This window comes from Sphingomonas sp. DMC6, assembly GCF_056314225.1.
On record NZ_JBQUYT010000007.1, the window covers coordinates 134,191 to 151,786 of the forward strand.

Annotated in this window: 17 protein-coding genes; 10 read left to right on the forward strand and 7 right to left on the reverse strand. The window is 67.0% G+C overall.

Annotated elements, in window-relative coordinates; translation table 11 throughout:
- Nucleotides 1-71 precede the first annotated feature (71 nt).
- From ACT53M_RS16310 to ACT53M_RS16325, 4 genes are all read right to left on the reverse strand, one after another.
- On the reverse strand, nt 72-965 hold the full coding sequence (locus ACT53M_RS16310; protein WP_476234700.1) for a tyrosine recombinase XerC: 894 nt from the start codon (nt 963-965) through the stop codon (nt 72-74).
- Between the two features lie 152 nt (nt 966-1,117).
- A complete protein-coding gene (gene fsa / locus ACT53M_RS16315; RefSeq protein ID WP_476229638.1) occupies nt 1,118-1,771 on the reverse strand; it encodes a fructose-6-phosphate aldolase in 654 nt (217 codons plus the stop codon).
- 34 nt (nt 1,772-1,805) lie between these two features.
- Nucleotides 1,806-2,231: a hypothetical protein gene (locus ACT53M_RS16320; RefSeq protein ID WP_476234701.1), complete on the reverse strand. Its 426-nt coding sequence runs from the start codon at nt 2,229-2,231 to the stop codon at nt 1,806-1,808.
- Nucleotides 2,232-2,333: 102 nt separating this feature from the next.
- Entirely contained in the window at nt 2,334-2,786 is a 453-nt protein-coding gene (locus tag ACT53M_RS16325) for a hypothetical protein (RefSeq protein ID WP_476234702.1), read from the reverse strand.
- Nucleotides 2,787-2,862: 76 nt separating this feature from the next.
- Between ACT53M_RS16325 and ACT53M_RS16330 the strand changes: the two genes are divergently transcribed.
- Both ACT53M_RS16330 and ACT53M_RS16335 read left to right on the forward strand, forming a co-directional pair.
- On the forward strand, nt 2,863-5,028 hold the full coding sequence (locus tag ACT53M_RS16330; protein WP_476234703.1) for a primosomal protein N': 2,166 nt from the start codon (nt 2,863-2,865) through the stop codon (nt 5,026-5,028).
- A 104-nt stretch (nt 5,029-5,132) separates the two neighbouring features.
- Nucleotides 5,133-6,650 (forward strand): S1C family serine protease, encoded by a 1,518-nt coding sequence (locus tag ACT53M_RS16335; RefSeq protein WP_476234706.1) that lies wholly within the window; start codon nt 5,133-5,135, stop codon nt 6,648-6,650.
- 7 nt (nt 6,651-6,657) lie between these two features.
- Here ACT53M_RS16335 and ada read toward each other — a convergent pair whose 3' ends face one another.
- Both ada and ACT53M_RS16345 read right to left on the reverse strand, forming a co-directional pair.
- Entirely contained in the window at nt 6,658-7,701 is a 1,044-nt protein-coding gene (gene ada, locus ACT53M_RS16340) for a bifunctional DNA-binding transcriptional regulator/O6-methylguanine-DNA methyltransferase Ada (RefSeq protein ID WP_476234708.1), read from the reverse strand.
- A 71-nt stretch (nt 7,702-7,772) separates the two neighbouring features.
- A complete protein-coding gene (locus ACT53M_RS16345) occupies nt 7,773-8,117 on the reverse strand; it encodes a PilZ domain-containing protein (RefSeq protein ID WP_476234709.1) in 345 nt (114 codons plus the stop codon).
- A 578-nt stretch (nt 8,118-8,695) separates the two neighbouring features.
- Between ACT53M_RS16345 and ACT53M_RS16350 the strand changes: the two genes are divergently transcribed.
- The 8 genes from ACT53M_RS16350 (at nt 8,696) to ACT53M_RS16385 (ending at nt 16,745) form a co-directional block, all read left to right on the forward strand.
- Nucleotides 8,696-10,159 (forward strand): DEAD/DEAH box helicase, encoded by a 1,464-nt coding sequence (locus ACT53M_RS16350; RefSeq protein WP_476234711.1) that lies wholly within the window; start codon nt 8,696-8,698, stop codon nt 10,157-10,159.
- Between the two features lie 440 nt (nt 10,160-10,599).
- On the forward strand, nt 10,600-11,154 hold the full coding sequence (locus ACT53M_RS16355) for a F0F1 ATP synthase subunit delta (protein WP_476234714.1): 555 nt from the start codon (nt 10,600-10,602) through the stop codon (nt 11,152-11,154).
- Between the two features lie 11 nt (nt 11,155-11,165).
- A complete protein-coding gene (gene atpA, locus ACT53M_RS16360; RefSeq protein WP_476234715.1) occupies nt 11,166-12,695 on the forward strand; it encodes a F0F1 ATP synthase subunit alpha in 1,530 nt (509 codons plus the stop codon).
- Between the two features lie 14 nt (nt 12,696-12,709).
- Entirely contained in the window at nt 12,710-13,585 is an 876-nt protein-coding gene (locus ACT53M_RS16365) for a F0F1 ATP synthase subunit gamma (RefSeq protein ID WP_476229648.1), read from the forward strand.
- Nucleotides 13,586-13,612: 27 nt separating this feature from the next.
- On the forward strand, nt 13,613-15,085 hold the full coding sequence (gene atpD, locus ACT53M_RS16370; RefSeq protein ID WP_476229649.1) for a F0F1 ATP synthase subunit beta: 1,473 nt from the start codon (nt 13,613-13,615) through the stop codon (nt 15,083-15,085).
- On the forward strand, nt 15,086-15,649 hold the full coding sequence (locus ACT53M_RS16375; protein ID WP_476234718.1) for a hypothetical protein: 564 nt from the start codon (nt 15,086-15,088) through the stop codon (nt 15,647-15,649).
- Nucleotide 15,650: 1 nt separating this feature from the next.
- Nucleotides 15,651-15,902, forward strand: coding sequence for an ATP synthase F1 subunit epsilon (locus ACT53M_RS16380; RefSeq protein WP_476229650.1), 252 nt, complete (start codon nt 15,651-15,653; stop codon nt 15,900-15,902).
- A gap of 204 nt (nt 15,903-16,106) precedes the next feature.
- Complete coding sequence (locus ACT53M_RS16385) at nt 16,107-16,745, forward strand: Npun_F0296 family exosortase-dependent surface protein (RefSeq protein ID WP_476234720.1); 639 nt, start codon at nt 16,107-16,109, stop codon at nt 16,743-16,745.
- Nucleotides 16,746-16,805: 60 nt separating this feature from the next.
- Here the strand turns inward: ACT53M_RS16385 and ACT53M_RS16390 are convergent, their stop codons facing one another.
- Nucleotides 16,806-17,468, reverse strand: coding sequence for a tetratricopeptide repeat protein (locus ACT53M_RS16390; protein WP_476234722.1), 663 nt, complete (start codon nt 17,466-17,468; stop codon nt 16,806-16,808).
- Nucleotides 17,469-17,596: the final 128 nt, after the last annotated feature.

The window sequence follows — 17,596 nt, forward strand, 5'->3', positions numbered from 1 at the left end:
CCTCCCGCTCATTTGCGATCGGCTTAGAATGGGGATGTGAGGCGCGGGATAAGGGTGACGACACCCACCCCTCAGGCGCGCGGATGGGCGTTCCGGTACACGTCGAGCAGATGCGCGGCATCGACGGCGGTATAGACCTGTGTCGAACTGAGGCTGGCATGGCCCAGCAACTCCTGCAGCGCGCGCAGATCGGCGCCGCGCCCCAGCAGGTGCGTGGCAAAGCTGTGCCGCAGCGCATGCGGCGTCGTCCGCTCGGACAGGCCGAGCGCAACCCGCGCCGCGCGCACCGCCTTGCGAATCGCGCCCGGCGGCAGCGGGCCGCCCTTTGCGCCGCGAAACAGCGGCAAGTCGCGACCAGTCGCCCAAGGACAGGCCGCGACATAGGCTTCGATCGCGGCGCGCACCTGCGGCAACAACGGGACGGTGCGCGTCTTGGCGCGCTTGCCCGTCACCCGCAGCGTATCACCAAGCGGCAGCACCGCACCGGTCAGCGCGACCGCCTCGCCGATCCGCAGCCCGCCGCCATAGAGCAGCAGCAGCACTGCCCAGTCGCGCGCGGCGATCCAGGGTTCGGCGGCCTCGTCCGATGCCCATTCGGCCAGCGCCACGGCCTCGTGCGGGGCGATCGGGCGCGGCAGCCCCTTCTTCACCTTCGGCCCGCGCAGCCGCGGCAATTCGCCCTCGTCGCCGCCGGCAAATTTCAGGAAGGCGCGCACGGCGGAAAGTTCGCGTGCGGCGGAGGTGTTGGAGAGGCCGTCATCCCGGCGATATGCGAGATATGCCCGAAGATCGGCGGCGCTCACCTTGGCCAGCGCGTCCTGCGCAACGGGTCCGCCCCAATGACGCTGGAGAAAGGCGAGCAGCCGGATCGCAGTCGCCTCATAGGCGCGGATCGTGTGCGCGGACCGCCGCCGGTCGCGGCCGAGATGCTCGGCGAAACGGCGGGGCAAGGGAAGGTCGGTCATGGCTTTGCCAGGCGGACGCCGCCCGCGCTCCCCTCCCGCTTGCGGGAGGGGTTGGGGGAGGGGCCGAACGTAACCGGACGTGCTAGAACTTCCACGTCAGTCCCCTCCCCTAGCCCCTCCCGCAAGCGGGAGGGGGATACATGCGGCAATCCTCAGCCGATCGACTGCCCCGTCTTCGCCCAGTCGGCCATGAACGATTCGATGCCCTTGTCGGTCAGCGGGTGCTTGACGAGCTGCTTGATCACCGACGGCGGCGCGGTCATCACGTCGGCGCCGATGCGGGCGGCTTCATAGACATGGATCGGATGGCGCACGCTGGCGACCAGGATTTCGGTCTCGAAGCCGTAATTGTCGTAAATCAGGCGGATGTCGGCGATCAGCTGCATGCCGTCGAAGCCGATATCGTCATGCCGGCCGACGAACGGCGAGATGAAGGTCGCACCTGCCTTGGCGGCCAGCAGCGCCTGGTTGGCCGAGAAGCACAGCGTCACATTGGTCATCGTGCCGTCGCTGGTCAGCGCCTTGCAGGCCTTGAGCCCGTCGATCGTCAGCGGCAGCTTGACCGCGACATTGTCGGCGATCTTCCGGACGATTTCCGCCTCGCGCATCATGCCTTCATAATCGAGCGCGACGACTTCGGCCGAAACCGGCCCGTCGACGATCGCGCAGATTTCCGCCACCACTTCCAGGAAGTTGCGGCCCGACTTGTGGATCAGCGACGGGTTGGTGGTGACGCCGTCGAGCAGACCGGCATCCGCCAGATCGCGAATGTCGTCGATGATGGCGGTATCGGCAAAGAACTTCATACGGAGGATCCTTCTGGAGGCGGTTTGCGCCCGCCTAGCCCAGCCGCGTGCTGCGGGCAAACCCCCGCGCCTGCCCCGGGCGATGCACCAGCATCAGCTTTACCTGCTTCGCATTCAATCGCTTGACCGTGACCCGATAGGTTCCGGGCGCCAGCCGATAATAGACAATCTTGTCGATTTTTGCGCAGGCGATGCCGGAGTCGCGGGAAACCAGCCGCATCGCCCGGCCTCCGGGCCCGGTCAGATCGACCCATCCGGGCTGGTCGATCGCAATGCCGAAGGTGCCCGCCTTGCGAATCGTGACCTGCGTTTCCGCCGCCCCCTGCCGGGCATCGAGCACGACCGCGTGGCGGGTATCGAGCCCCTCGCCGCTGCGCGTCCATCCGGTCAGCGCAGGCGGCAGCGCGATCGACGTGCAGGGCACCCCGCCGGCGGCGACAAGCAACAAGAATGCGAACATGCCGAATCCCTCATTTGTTTCATCTATGTTCTATTCTTGTTCAAATCCTCCAACAAGCGCGCCCAAGTGCGAAAACAACGGATACGGTTCCAGTCCGGCGGCTCAGCCGGTAACGAGCATCACCTTGGCCTTTGCCGACGCCAGGCCCGTCACGAACAGGCGATAGCTGCCCGGCGCCAGCGTGAACCGCACGATCTTGCGGATCGACGAGCATTCGGGGCCATGGCCGAAAGCCGCCGGCTTGAGCGGCTCGCCGCCGGTCGCGCCGGGCAGAACGTCGATCCAGCCACGCTGGTCGAGCGCCACGCCATAGGTGCCGGCCTGCGCGATGCGAAATTCCAGTATCGCCGCCCGGCCTGGCCTGGTGCCCGCCGGCAGTCCCTTCAGGCTCGCACCGTCGACGGTATCGAGCGCCACCGCCTTGCCGGGTTCCAGCGTGTCGCCGGGCGCACGCCAGCCCGCAAGCGCGGCCGGCAGGCTGGCATCGGTCGTTTTGCAGGCGGTACCGGCATCGGCCGGCACGGTCTGGGCGAGCAGCAAGGCAAACAACAGCATCGTCGATCTCCCGAGGGGACCAACTGGCGATACGGGATTCCCGTTCCGCACGAAATGCCCATATGAGGGGCCAGTCATGTCCCGCGCCCGCATTCTCGTCCTCCATCCGGCTCTGGGGCCGCTCGATTATCGCGTGCCGTCGGGCATGGCGGTGGAACCGGGCAGCATCGTCGTCGTGCCGATCGGGCCGCGCCAGTTCGCCGGCGTGGTGTGGGAGGCCGAACGGCTGCCCACCGAGGAGATCGGCGACAACCGGCTGCGCGCGATCCTGGCCGTCGCCGACGCGCCGCCGATCCCCGCGCCCGTGCGGCGGCTGATCGAATGGACGGCGGACTATTATCTCGCCCCGCTTTCCGCGGTACTGGCGATGAGCCTGCGCACATCGGCAGCGTTCGAGGCAGCCCCGACGATTACCGAATATCGCGCCACGGGCCTGCTCCCCGACCGGCTTACCCCGCAACGCGCCCAGGCGCTGGAGCGGATCGGTGAACGCCAGGGGCTGGTGCGCGAACTCGCTGCCATCGCCGAAGTGTCCGACGCAGTGATTCGCGGGCTGGTAAAGGCCGGCGCGATCGAGCCGGTGACGGTCGATACCCAGGCACCCTATCCCTTGCCCGATCCCGGCTATGCGCCGCCGCACCTCAGCCCGGCGCAGTCCGCCGTGGCGGCGGCCCTGCGCAAGGCCGTGGAGGAAGCCGCCTTCCAGCCCTTCCTGCTCGACGGCGTCACCGGATCGGGCAAGACCGAGGTCTATTTCGAAGCAGTCGCAGCCGCGCTCGCGGCGGGCAGGCAGACGCTCGTGCTGCTCCCCGAAATTGCGCTGACCGAACCTTTCCTCACTCGCTTCGCCGGGCGCTTCGGCTGTGAGCCGGTCGCCTGGCATTCGGGCCTGCGCAGCTCGGAGCGCCGCCGCGCCTGGCGGGCGATCGCCGGCGGCGAGGCGATGGTGACGGTGGGCGCGCGTTCGGCACTGTTCCTCCCCTATTCGAAGCTGGGCCTGATCGTCGTCGACGAGGCGCACGAAACCAGCTTCAAGCAGGAAGAGGGTGTCCACTATCACGCGCGCGACGTGGCGGTGATGCGCGGCATGTTCGAGCGCTGCCCGGTCGTCCTCGCCTCCGCCACGCCGGCCATCGAGACGCGGCATCAGGTCGAGGTCGGCCGTTATGCCGAACTCAAGCTGCCCGGCCGCTATGGTGTGGCCGAACTGCCGAAGATCGAGCCGATCGACCTGATCCGCGAGCCCCCCGAGCGCGGCCGCTGGCTGGCGCCCCGGCTGGTCGCGGCGATCGAGGAAACGCTGAAGCGCGGCGAACAGTCGCTCTTGTTCCTCAACCGCCGCGGCTATGCGCCGCTCACGCTGTGCCGGCATTGCGGTCACCGCTTCCAGTGCCCCAATTGCACCGCCTGGATGGTCGAGCACCGGCTGCTCCACCGCCTGTCGTGCCACCATTGCGGCCACAACATGCCCACGCCGAGCATGTGCCCGGAGTGCAAGTCCGACGACACGCTGGTCGCCTGCGGCCCCGGCGTCGAGCGGATCGCGGACGAGGTCGCGGCGCTATGGCCCGAGGCGCGCACCGCGATCGTCACGTCGGACACGCTCTGGTCGCCGGCCAAGGCGGCCGAGTTCGTGCAGCGCATGGAGCATGGCGCGATCGACATCGTCGTCGGCACCCAGCTCGTCACCAAGGGCTATCACTTCCCCAACCTCACGCTCGTCGGCGTGGTCGATGCCGATCTGGGGCTCGATGGCGGCGACCTGCGCGCGGCGGAGCGCACCTTCCAGCAGATCATGCAGGTCGCCGGGCGTGCCGGGCGCGGCGAGAAACCGGGCACCGTGTTCATCCAGACCCACGCGCCCGAAGCCGGCGTGATGCAAGCGCTGATCTCCGGCGATGCCGAAGCATTCTACGCGGCGGAGACCGAGGCGCGCCGCCACGCCGATGCACCGCCCTATGGCCGCTATGCCGCGATCGTCGTCTCGTCGGAGGACAAGGTCGCGGCGGAGGAAGCTGCACGCATGATCGGCCGCGCGGCACCGGAACTCGCCGAGATGCACGTCTATGGCCCCGCCCCCGCCCCGCTCGCGATGCTGCGCGGCCGCCACCGCTTCCGCCTGCTCGTGCATGCGAAACGCGGTTTCGCGGTGCAGGACGCGATCCGCACCTGGCTTGGCGCCCTGAGCTGGAGCCCGCGCGTGCGCGTGGCGGTGGATGTGGATCCGTACAGCTTCGTGTGAGAACTTGTATCCGACGGGTTTTACTATCCCGGTAACTGCTGCGCTTGAACCCCCGCCGCTTTTGGTCGAAAGCGCCCTTTAACGATCATTACGGGGTCTTGGTGATGCGGTTGGCGATGCTGGTGGCGCTGGTGCTGGCCTGGGCGATGCCGGCGCGGGCGGACGATATTTCGGCGGCCGGGCGCGGCGTCGTGCGCATCGTCACCATTGCCGTGGCAGACGACGAAGTGGTCGGCTTCGGCCATGGCAGCGGCTTTGCCGTCGCGCCGAATCGCGTCGTCACCAATGCCCATGTCGTCGAGCTTGCCTCGCGCTATCCCGACAATGTCGTGATCGGGGTGGTTCCGTCCGAAGGCGCCAAATCCTATCAGGGGCGGCTGATCGCCATCGATACGCAGCGCGACCTGGCGCTGATCGAATTCACCGGCATTCGCCTGCCGCCTCTCACGCTGTTCAGCGGCAGCCCGACCGACGGCGAATCGCTGATCGCGCTGGGCTATCCCGGCAATGTCGATCTCGCCACGGCGCGCTCGGCGGCGGACTTCATCACGCCGCTGTCCCCGGTCCGCTCGCAGGGCGGCTTTGCCGGGCTGCGGACAATGGAAGGCGTGTCGGTGCTGCTCCACACCGCCAATATCGCCCGCGGCAATTCGGGCGGCCCGCTGCTCGATCCGTGCGGCCGCGTGCTCGGCGTCAATTCGGCGATCACCCGCTCCGAAGAAGGCGATGCCACCTTCGCCTTCGCCATTGCCGACAGCGAGCTGATGGCGTTCCTGCGCCAGGCCAACCAGCCGTTCCAATTGGTGGACGGCCCCTGCATGAGCGTCGAGGAGCGGATGGCGCTCGACAAAAGCGCCGACGAAAAGGACAAGCTGCTGGCCGACGAAAAGGCCCGCGCCGCATCCGCCCAGGCCGAAGCCGCGCGCCAGAGCGCCATCGCGAAGGCCCGCGCCACCAATGAATCGATGCGCGAAACCTATATGGCGATTGCGGCCGTGATGCTGGTGTTCGGCGCGCTGGCGCTGGGCGGCGCCGGGCTGATGATCGGCCGGGGCAGCAAGCGCGAGGGGATCTGGGTGGCGGCCGGCGGCGGGGTGCTGCTGATCGCTGCCGTGGTGGTGTTCGTCAGCCGCCCGAATTTCGACGAATCGCAGGTGGTGCCGGTGCCGGACGGCAACAGCAGCGCCGAAGCCGCCGCACCGCAGAGCGCCGCGCTGGGCAAGCTGGTCTGCACGCTGGCGCCCGACCGCAGCCGCCTGACCGTCTCGTCGACGCCCACCGTGCAGCTCGACATCGGCGAGGATGGCTGCATCAACGGCCGCACCCAATATGCCGAATCGGGCAAGCACTGGCAGCGCGTGCTGGTGCCCGATCAGGAACAGACCGTGTCGGTGCTCGATTTCGATCCGGCAACGCGCACCTATACTAACACCCGCTACCTGCTTTCCGCCGACGAAATGAAGCGCGCGCGCGAAGTGCGGGCGACCGTGCCGGTCAAGACCTGCACCAGCGACCAGGCGGCGCGTGCCAGCCTGGCTGCGCAACAGCAGTCGATCCGCGCCACGCTGCCGCAGGTCTATAACGAAAAGCTCGTCTATAATTGCGCGAGCAGCGGCCAGTAAGCGCGGGCTATTTCCGCTCGATAACGCCCTCGCGGGCGCGCAGCACCCGCTTGCGATCGATGCCATAGGCATAGCCGCCCATGCTGCCGTCGCCGCGCTGGGCGCGGTGGCACGGAATGGCGATCACGACCGGATTGGCGCCGCAGGCCGTACCCGCCGCCCGCACCGCCGCAGGCGCCCCCGCCTCGGCAGCGAGCTGGGCATAGCTGCGCGTCTCGCCCGCCGGGATCGCACGAAGCGCCTGCCACACTGCCTCCTGAAACGCGGTGCCCTGCACGTCGAGCGGCAGGTCCGTCACGCGCCCGGGCCGCTCCACTTCAGCCACCACGCGCGCCGCCAGATCGGCCAGCGCTGCGCCGCCGGGCAGGATCTCGGCCGCGGGAAAGCGCCGCGCCAGCGCGAACTGGTCCTCATCGAACGCGACGCGGCACAGCCCCTTGTCGGTGGCGGCAATCAGCAGCGGCCCCAGGCTGGTCGGCGCGATCGTCCAGCGGACCGTCACGCCCGCCCCGCCGGCACGCCAGGCGCTGGGCGTCATCCCCAGCCGGGCGTCCGCCTGCTCGTAAAACCGGCTGGGTGCCGCATAGCCTGCCTCGTAGATGGCGCGGGTGACGCTTTCCTCATGCCCTAGCGCCTCGGTCATCCGCCGGGCGCGCAGGCCGCGCGCATAGGCAGCAGGGGTAACGCCGGTAGCGCGCTTGAACAGCCGGTTGAAATGGTGCGGGGCATAGCCGACCGCCGCCGCCAGCGCCTCCAGCCCGATCGGTTCCTCGGCCGCCTCGATCAGCGCCGCCGCGCGCGCCACCGCAACGGCATCGCGTGCCGCGTCGTCGGGGCGGCAGCGCAGGCAGGGCCGGAACCCCGCCGCCCGCGCCGCGTCGCCATCCGCCAGAAAGCGGACATGCGCGCGCAGCGGACGCCGCGCCGGGCAGCTCGGCTTGCAATAAATGCCGGTGGTGGTGACAGCGACAACGAAGCGACCATCGTGCGACCGGTCGCGTGCCGTGAATGCAGCCCAGCAGGCATCTTCGGAGAGGGAGAGCGTGTCCATGGCCGCGATCCTAGGCCAAGCGGCACCGGCATACATCCCGCCGCTTGCGCCCAAAGACGCGCGGCGTGATCCTATTGATCCCGGCGCGGCAGCCTGGCGCGGCGGAGCAGTTCCTCCAGATCGGCGATGATGTCGTCCTGGCTGCGAAAGGCGTGTTGCAGGTCGCGCTGGGCGAGCGGCATCAGGAACTCGCAGCCATGCCGCGCACCGTCGCGCCACACCACTTTGGCCTCCCGCGCGCCGGCGCCCGACAGGCCGATCCAGATCAATGTACCGACTGGCAGCGCGACATCCGCGACGAACAGGAAGCCGGTGCGCGAGAAATTCTCCACCTGCGCGTCGAACGGCTTGCCGTCCATGCCACGCACGGTGGTGCCGCGATCCACGAGAAAGCGCACCGCGCCGCGCGGGTCCATGCTTCCCCATACTTCCAGTCTTGCAATCAACACGATCCGATAGGCCCCTGACTTGCGCACCGGACTAATCGCGACGGGTTAATGCTTCCTGCAATTCGGCGACTTTTCGTCGCACCAGTCGCAGCCGTCGCAGCCCCGTCGCGGTCAAATTGTCCCCGGCAGCGGATCGGGGCACTCTTCCTGTGTCGTCGACGGAGGGTTTACCTGCCCCGGTCTCTCCCTCCACCCAGCGACCGGGCCGGCCAGTATCACCGGCCCGCGCATGCCAGCTCGCGTAATCCGGGGGGATTGTGCTGGTGTGCAACGGACGGGGGCGAGACGCTGCAGCCCCAACCCGGCGTCTTGCCCCCGTTCCGTCCATTGCTTGACCTTTGGCAGTATTGCTGCCATATGCTGCACCACGGCGTGGCATTTTATGCAGCGTGATCGGCGGCGCAGGCCCTTAGGGGAAAAAAGCGCCGCGCGGCTCTGCCCCGCTTTTACCGGCTTCCCAAATCACGCGGGGCGTCACGTTGTTGACCCCGCCTTCGCGCGCGCCCATCTGGCGTGTGCGCCGGCCCATTTTTTAAGGGTTTCACATGCAATTCAAAGACCTCGGCCTTTCCGAGACCGTTCTCGCTGCGCTTGCCGCCAAGGGCTATAGCGAAGCGACGCCGATCCAGGCCCAGTCGATCCCGGCGCTGCTCGAAGGGCGCGACCTGCTCGGCATCGCCCAGACCGGCACCGGCAAGACCGCCGCATTCATGCTCCCGTCGATCGACCGGCTCGTCGCCAGCGGCAAGCGCGCCCAGCCGCGCGGCTGCCGCATGCTGGTGCTCGCCCCCACCCGCGAGCTCGCCGCACAGATCGCCGACAATGCCAGGCATTATGCCCAGGGCACCGGCCTGCGCATCGCCACCGTGTTCGGCGGCACCTCGGTCCACAAGAACAAGACCGACCTCGCCCGCGGCGTCGACATCCTCGTCGCTACGCCGGGCCGCCTCGTCGACCTGCTCGACCAGTGCTACGCGATCCTGCTCGGCATCGAGATTCTGGTGCTCGACGAGGCCGACCAGATGCTCGACCTCGGCTTCATCCATGCGCTGCGCCGTATCGTGAAGGAGCTGCCGGCCAAGCGCCAGTCGCTGTTCTTCTCGGCGACCATGCCCAAGTCGATCCGCGAGCTGGCCAGCCAGTTCATCCACAACCCGGTCGAAGTGAAGGTGACCCCGGTCGCCACCACCGCCGAGCGCGTCGAGCAGTTCGTCACCTTCGTCAACCAGACGGAGAAGCAGGCGCTGCTGACGATGCAGCTGCGCGCGCTGGAGATCGACCGCGCGCTGATCTTCACCCGCACCAAGCATGGCGCCGACCGTGTCGTGCGGTTGCTCGCCGGCAACGGCATCGCCTCGAACGCGATCCACGGCAACAAGAGCCAGCCGCAGCGCGAGCGCGCGCTGGGCGAGTTCCGCTCGGGCAAGGTGAAGCTGCTGGTCGCGACCGACATCGCGGCGCGCGGCATCGACGTGTCGGGCGTGAGCCATGTGTTCAACTTCGAGCTGCCGAACGTGCCGGAGCAGTATGTCCACCGCATCGGCCGCACCGCGCGTGCCGGCAATGACGGCGTGGCGATCAGCTTCTGCGCCGACGACGAGCGGCCGTACCTGAAGGACATCGAGAAGCTCACCCGCCAGAAGCTGACGGTGCAGCCGCTGCCCGAAAACTTCCTGGCCGAAGCCGACAAGATCAAGTCGAGCCGCGCGCCGGTGCCGGTGAGCCGCGACGAACAGAACGGCCGCAACGGTCGCGCGATGCAGCATGCGCAGGGCCGCCGTGGCGACGGTCAGGCGCGCCGGCCCGAGGGGCAGCGCAGCGAACAGCCGCGCCGCCACGAAGGTCCGCGCGGCGAACAGCCGCGTCGGGCGGACGGTCCGCGTGGCGAGGCCGGTCGCAGCGACGGCGCCCGCGCCGAACAGCCGCGCAACTATGCCAATGCCAAGCGCAAATGGCATGCCCGCCCGGCAGGCGGCGGCAAGCCCCGTCAAGGCGCCCGCCCGCGGTAAGGGGCACGCGCCCGACTTTTCTCTCCCCTCCCTGCTGGCAGGGAGGGGCTGGGGGGTGGGTCCGCCGCCGTCAGGCGGCGGGACTCGGTTGTCAGCGTGCGGTGGCTTTTTTGTAGCGCGCAGGCGCGCGCACCCACCCCCGTCCCCTCCCTTGCAGGGAGGGGAGCGAGAGCGACAGATGCCAATGCCCAGCGGCAGGCAAGGCGCGCAAAATATCCCGCCGTACCGCTAACATTCGCCGCGCATCCGCCAGTCCCGCGAAAGTCGCTGCGCACCGTGCGCGAAGACCCTGCAAGACCTGATTGGTGACAGTTCCGGGACTCGGGTTGCATCACCGCACCGGCGATGCTAGCAGCCCGCCAACCCATCAGGGGGCGCCTTTGCGCCGCCCCCGTTGTTGCATGGGGCCAACTCCGACCCTCCGAGAGGAATCGAATCGCGTGGAGAATTCCGGCGGTATCCAGGCCAGCCTAAGCGGACGCTACGCAACCGCCCTGTTCGAGCTGGCGCGTGACGCAAAGGCCATCGACGCTGTCGAGGCGAGCCTTGCCAAGGTGCGTGCTGCGCTCGACGAATCGGCCGAGTTCAAGGCGCTCACCACCAGCCCGCTGATCGGCCGCGCCGTCGCGGGCAAGGCGGTTGCTGCGGCTGCCGGCGTGATGGCGCTCGACGCGACCACCATCAAGTTTCTGGGCGTGCTGGCCGAGAATCGCCGCCTGGCCCAGTTGCCGGCGATCATCCGCGCCTTCCGCACCCTGGCCTCGCGCCACCGCGGCGAGACGACGGCCGAAGTGATTTCGGCCCATCCGCTCGACGCGGCGCAGGTCGATGCGCTGAAGGCGCAGCTCCGTACCCGTATCGGCCGCGAAGTGACCATCGACCTGTCGGTCGATCCCTCGCTGCTCGGCGGCCTGGTCGTGAAGATCGGCAGCCAGATGATCGATTCGTCGATCAAGACCCGACTGAACTCCCTCGCGCACGCGATGAAAGGCTGAAGGCTAAGAAGATGGATATCCGCGCCGCAGAAATCTCCAAGGTCATCAAGGACCAGATCGCCAATTTCGGCACCGAGGCCCAGGTTTCGGAAATCGGCCAGGTGCTGTCGGTCGGCGACGGCATCGCGCGCATCCACGGGCTGGACAATGTCCAGGCCGGTGAGATGGTCGAATTCGCCAATGGCGTGCAGGGCATGGCCCTCAACCTCGAAGCCGACAATGTCGGCGTCGTGATCTTCGGCTCGGACGCCGAGATCAAGGAAGGCGACACCGTCAAGCGCACCGGCACCATCGTCGACGTGCCGGTCGGCAAGGGTCTGCTCGGCCGCGTCGTCGACGGCCTGGGCAACCCGATCGATGGCAAGGGCCCGATCGAATATACCGAGCGTCGCCGCGTCGAAGTGAAGGCGCCGGGCATCATCCCGCGCAAGTCGGTGCACGAACCGGTGCAGACCGGCCTCAAGGCGATCGACGCCCTCGTGCCGATCGGCCGTGGCCAGCGCGAGCTGATCATCGGCGACCGCCAAACCGGCAAGACCGCCGTCGCGATCGACACCTTCATCAACCAGAAGGGCCCGAACAGCGGCACCGACGAGTCGAAGAAGCTTTATTGCATCTACGTCGCCGTCGGCCAGAAGCGCTCGACCGTCGCGCAGATCGTCCGCCAGCTCGAAGAGAATGGCGCGATGGAATATTCGATCGTCGTCGCCGCCACCGCGTCGGAGCCGGCGCCGCTGCAGTTCCTCGCACCGTACACCGGCTGCGCGATGGGCGAATTCTTCCGCGACAACGGCATGCACGCCGTGATCGTGTATGATGACCTTTCCAAGCAGGCCGTCGCCTATCGTCAGATGTCGCTGCTGCTGCGCCGTCCGCCGGGCCGCGAAGCCTATCCGGGCGACGTTTTCTATCTCCACAGCCGCCTGCTCGAGCGCGCCGCGAAGATGAACGACGCCAATGGCGCCGGCTCGCTGACCGCGCTGCCGATCATCGAAACCCAGGCGGGCGACGTGTCGGCCTACATTCCGACCAACGTGATCTCGATCACCGACGGCCAGATCTTCCTCGAGACGAACCTGTTCTACCAGGGCATTCGTCCGGCGATTAACGTCGGTCTGTCGGTGTCGCGCGTGGGTTCGTCGGCGCAGACCAAGGCGATGAAGAAGGTGTCGGGCTCGATCAAGCTCGAGCTGGCCCAGTATCGCGAAATGGCTGCCTTCGCGCAGTTCGGTTCGGACCTCGACGCCTCGACCCAGAAGCTGCTCAACCGCGGTGCGCGCCTGACCGAGCTGCTGAAGCAGCCGCAGTTCAGCCCGCTGCCGTTCGAAGAGCAGACCGTGTCGATCTTCGCCGGCACCAGCGGCTATCTCGATGCCGTCGCCGTGAAGGACGTGGTTCGCTACGAAGCCGCGATGCTGGTCCACTTCCGTTCGCACCATGCGGATATTCTGGAAGAGATCCGCACCACCAAGGCGTTCGAGAACGACACGCGGGACAAGGTGAAGGCCGCGCTCGACGCCTTCGCCAAGACCTTCGCCTAAGGGACCGCTGCCGGATGGCCAGCCTCAAGGAACTCAAGGGCCGGATCGCCTCGGTCAAATCGACCCAGAAGATCACCAAGGCCAAGCAGATGGTCGCGGCGGCGAAACTGCGGAAGGCGCAGGCCGCCGCAGAAGCCGCGCGCCCCTATGCCCAGCGCCTCGAGGGCGTGGTCGCCAGCCTCGCGAGCAAGGTGGGGGGCAGCGACAGCGCACCCCGTCTGCTCGCCGGCACCGGCAAGGCGGAGACGCACCTGCTGCTCGTCGCCAATGGCGACAAGGGCCTGTCGGGTGCGTTCAACGCCAATATCGTCAAGGCGGCGGTGCTGAAGGCACGCGCGCTGATTGCCGAGGGCAAGACGGTGAAGTTCTACCTCGTCGGTCGCAAGGGCCGCGCGGTGATCGCCCGTACCTTTCCCGGCATGATCGTCGGCCAGTTCGACACCACTGCGGTGCGGACGCCGGGCTATGACGAGGCGCGCGCGATCGCCAAGGACGTGACCGACCGCTTCTTTGCGGGCGAGTTCGACGTGGCGACCCTGTTCTACTCGCACTTCCGCTCGGCGCTGGCCCAGCTTCCGACCGAACAGCAGCTCATCCCGGTCTCGGTGCCGGCGACGGGCGAAGCCGGTTCGGGCGCTGCCGTCGACTATGAGCCCGACGAGGAGACGATCCTCGCCGATCTGCTGCCGCGCAACCTGACGGTGCAGATCTTCAAGGCGCTGCTGGAGAACCAGGCCAGCGAACAGGGCGCGTCGATGACCGCGATGGACAACGCCACCCGCAATGCCGGCGATCTGATCAACCGGCTGACGATCGAATATAACCGTTCCCGCCAGGCCGCGATCACGACCGAACTGGTGGAAATCATTTCGGGCGCGGAAGCGCTCTAAAAGCTGCACGAAGCAAGGAAAGCAACGATGGCAACCGCCGCTGTAGACACCCGCCCCGCCACGGGCACCAACAATGTCGGCCGCATCAGCCAGGTGATCGGCGCGGTCGTCGACGTGACGTTCGACAATGCCCTGCCGGCGATCCTTTCGGCGCTGGAGACGGACAATAACGGCCAGCGTCTGGTCCTCGAAGTCGCGCAGCATCTGGGCGAGAACACCGTCCGCACGATCGCGATGGACTCGACCGAGGGCCTGACCCGCGGCCAGACCGTGACCGACACCGGCGCGCAGATCTCCGTGCCGGTCGGCCCGAAGACGCTCGGCCGCATCCTGAACGTCGTCGGCGAACCGATCGACGAGCGTGGCCCGGTCGACACCGACCTCAAGGCGCCGATCCATGCCAAGGCGCCGGAATTCATCGAGCAGTCGACCGAAGCCAGCATCCTCGTCACCGGCATCAAGGTGATCGACCTGCTCGCGCCGTACGCAAAGGGCGGCAAGATCGGCCTGTTCGGCGGCGCCGGCGTGGGCAAGACCGTGCTCATCCAGGAACTGATCAACAACATCGCGAAGGGCCATGGCGGCACCTCGGTGTTCGCGGGCGTGGGCGAGCGTACCCGTGAGGGCAACGACCTCTATCACGAATTCCTCGACGCCGGCGTTATCGCCAAGGACGCCGACGGCAACGCCATCACCGAAGGATCGAAGGTGGCGCTGGTTTATGGCCAGATGAACGAGCCGCCGGGCGCCCGTGCCCGCGTCGCGCTGTCGGGCCTGACGATCGCCGAATATTTCCGCGACGTCGAAGGCCAGGACGTGCTGTTCTTCGTCGACAACATCTTCCGCTTCACCCAGGCGGGCGCCGAAGTGTCGGCACTGCTCGGCCGTATTCCCTCGGCCGTGGGCTATCAGCCGACCCTGTCGACCGACATGGGCGCGCTGCAGGAGCGCATCACCTCGACCAACAAGGGTTCGATCACTTCGGTGCAGGCCGTGTACGTGCCCGCCGACGACTTGACCGACCCAGCGCCGGCGACCTCGTTCGCCCACCTCGACGCGACGACCGTGCTCAACCGCGCGATCTCGGAACTGGGCATCTACCCGGCCGTGGACCCGCTGGACTCGACGAGCCGCGTGCTCGAGCCCCGCATCGTCGGCCAGGAGCATTACGAAACGGCGCGTGCGGTGCAGGCGATCCTGCAGAAGTACAAGTCGCTGCAGGACATCATCGCGATCCTGGGCATGGACGAGCTTTCCGAAGAGGATAAGTTGACCGTCGCCCGCGCCCGCAAGATCCAGCGCTTCCTCAGCCAGCCGTTCCACGTCGCTGAAGTGTTCACCGGTATTCCGGGCGCCTTCGTGCAGCTGGAAGACACGGTGCGCTCGTTCAAGGCGGTGGTCGACGGTGAGTATGACCATCTGCCGGAAGCGGCCTTCTACATGGTCGGCGGCATCGACGACGCGATCGCCAAGGCCAAGAAGCTCGCCGACGAGGCGTAATTGACTGCTACAGCGATCCTTCTGGCGGCTTGGGGTCTAAGCGCCGCGGGCGTGGAAACACCACCTTCGCCGGAAGGATTGTTGTCTGCATCTTTCGATGCCTGTGACAACTGGATCAGCAAGCCTACCACCTGGGCAGATCATGTCAGCCAGTTCCCGAAAAGAAGCGGGCTGTATGAACGGGGTCTGAGAGGCCGGGACAGCGTCCCGGCCGCTGCCATGCCGCCACCGCAATGGCGCGTCGCCTTGCATCACTGGTCGGTTGCCAGTCCGGCGGGACAGGTCTGGATTACAACATCTGATGTGTTGCCGGTGTGTCACGCCGTGACGGACACTGCCGGAAGCGCTGCAGCGGTCGAGACTGTTTTGGCTTCCTCGAGCTTTCTCCAGAAATGGGAGAAACGGAACGAGGTAATTCAGGGCAGCGTGGTGAGTACCGAATATCGGGGGCGCCAGCAAACAGCATCTCAAGCGGTGTTGGTCGTTTCCCGTCGAACAAAAGATCATTATGGCGATGCTGGCCCTCAGGTCTTGATCAGCGAACAGCTGGAGCTTGGAAATTAAAATGCTGCACTTCGAACTCGTCACCCCGGAACGCCTAGTCCGCTCGGAAGAAGTCCACATGGTCGTCGTCCCCGGCAGCGAGGGGGATTTCGGCGTGCTGGAGGGCCATGCCCCGGTGATGTCGACGATCCGCGACGGCAATATTGAAGTCTATAAGGCCGGTGCGACCACGCCCGAGCTGATCCGCGTCGAAGGCGGCTTCGCCGAAGTCAACGAACGCGGGCTGACAGTGCTGGCCGAACGCGCCGAATAAGCGGTGATTGGGCGGGCCAGCCCCGCCCTTCCCGACCGCCGGCCGGCTATTATTGGTTAACAGTATACGATATGCCCCATGCTGGGGCATCTGTTCTACTGTGGAACAGTCCGGCCATGCGGCCGCCGATTCCTGCACATGTCCTGAACCATCCCCTGTGATACGCATCATTCCGATAACAACGGTTGCGTAACGAGGATCACAATGTTCAAGCGGATGTGTCTGGCTGGAGTGGCGTTTATCGGTCTGACGACGGCGGCTTCCGCCCAGACCTCGTTCACCTCGAACAGCAACGCCTATAATGGCAGCCAGGGCGGCGTGTCGTTCAGCTTCAATGCGCCGCTGCCGAACGGCTTTTCGCTCAACGGCGGCACCATCTATCCCAGCTCGCAAAACGGCACGACGCTCCCCGTGGGCGCGACCGGCAATTATCTGGCTGCCGATGTCGGCACGCCGGCCACCATCTCCAGCAGCACGGGCTATGACAATGTCCAGTTCCTGTGGGGATCGATCGACTCGTACAACACCGTCAAATATTTCGATCAGGCCGGCAAGCTGCTCGGCCAGCTGACGGGTTCGCAGGTCGGCGCGGTCAGCAACAGCGACTTTCTCTCGCCCGACCGCAACCGCTACGTCACCTTCTCGGTCGACCCGAGCACCGGCGACAAGATCAGCTCGGTCCAGCTGCTCTCGTCCGCTACCGCGCTCGAGGCAGCGAACTTCTCCTTCTACAACAACGGCCAGCCGACGCCGGTGCCCGAACCCGGCACCATGGCGCTGTTCGGGTTCGGCGCGCTCGGACTGCTCGCGCTGTCGCGGCGCCGGCTGAGCCTGTTCGCCTGAGAGTCTGTTTGGAAATGCGCAGCAGCGCATTTCCAAACGGGTTCTGAGCCCCGAAGGGGCTCAGTTCTTGCTACCTGCGGGCGGCAAGGGCGCCTGGCGATAGCGCGGCTGGACCGCGCTCGCCTCGCGCATTGCCTGCCCGATCAGCTGCTGGTTCCGTCGCACCGAAGCAGTGATCGCAGCACGAATCGATTCGTCGGCATCGGAACCCATCGGCGCCTCGCGCAACTGGGCCAGCCATTCGCCGATCGCCGCATCGTGCTGGCCCAGAAAATCCTTTTCCATCGTGCGGTAAAAGCGACTGCGCGGGTCCTTGGGGTTGAGCGCGAGCGCGTGGTTGAACGCCTCGGCCGCGCCGGCGGGCAGATGCCCGTTCTGCGAGGGCTCGATCTGCATCCGCGCCTCGCCCAGCGCCGACCAGGTTTCCGCACGCTTCGGGTCGATCGAAACGGCGTGGACATAAGATGCCTCGGCCTGCGGGAAGGCTCGGCCACGCAACTGCACGTCGCCCAGCAGCGCCCAGGCGGCGGCGTCGCCGGGATGGGCCTTCACCCGCGCCTGCGCTGCCGCTTCGTCCACGCCAGGAACCTTGGGCGGATCGACGAACACCACCGTGTGCGCCGCTGCGGCCTGGGCGTGCTTGTGGGCCATCCGCACCGCCATGGTGCCCGCGCCCAGCAGCGCAAACACCGCAACACCACCCACCAGCCAACGCTTCTTCATATCTGCGACTCCTTTTAGCCGCGGCAATAGCGGTGAGGCGTTAACAGCCGGCTAGGTTCAGGACTCACTGATCAGAGCCAGAAGATGACGGTGGCAGCGAGTGCAATCGCCGAGAAGAAGACGGTCGG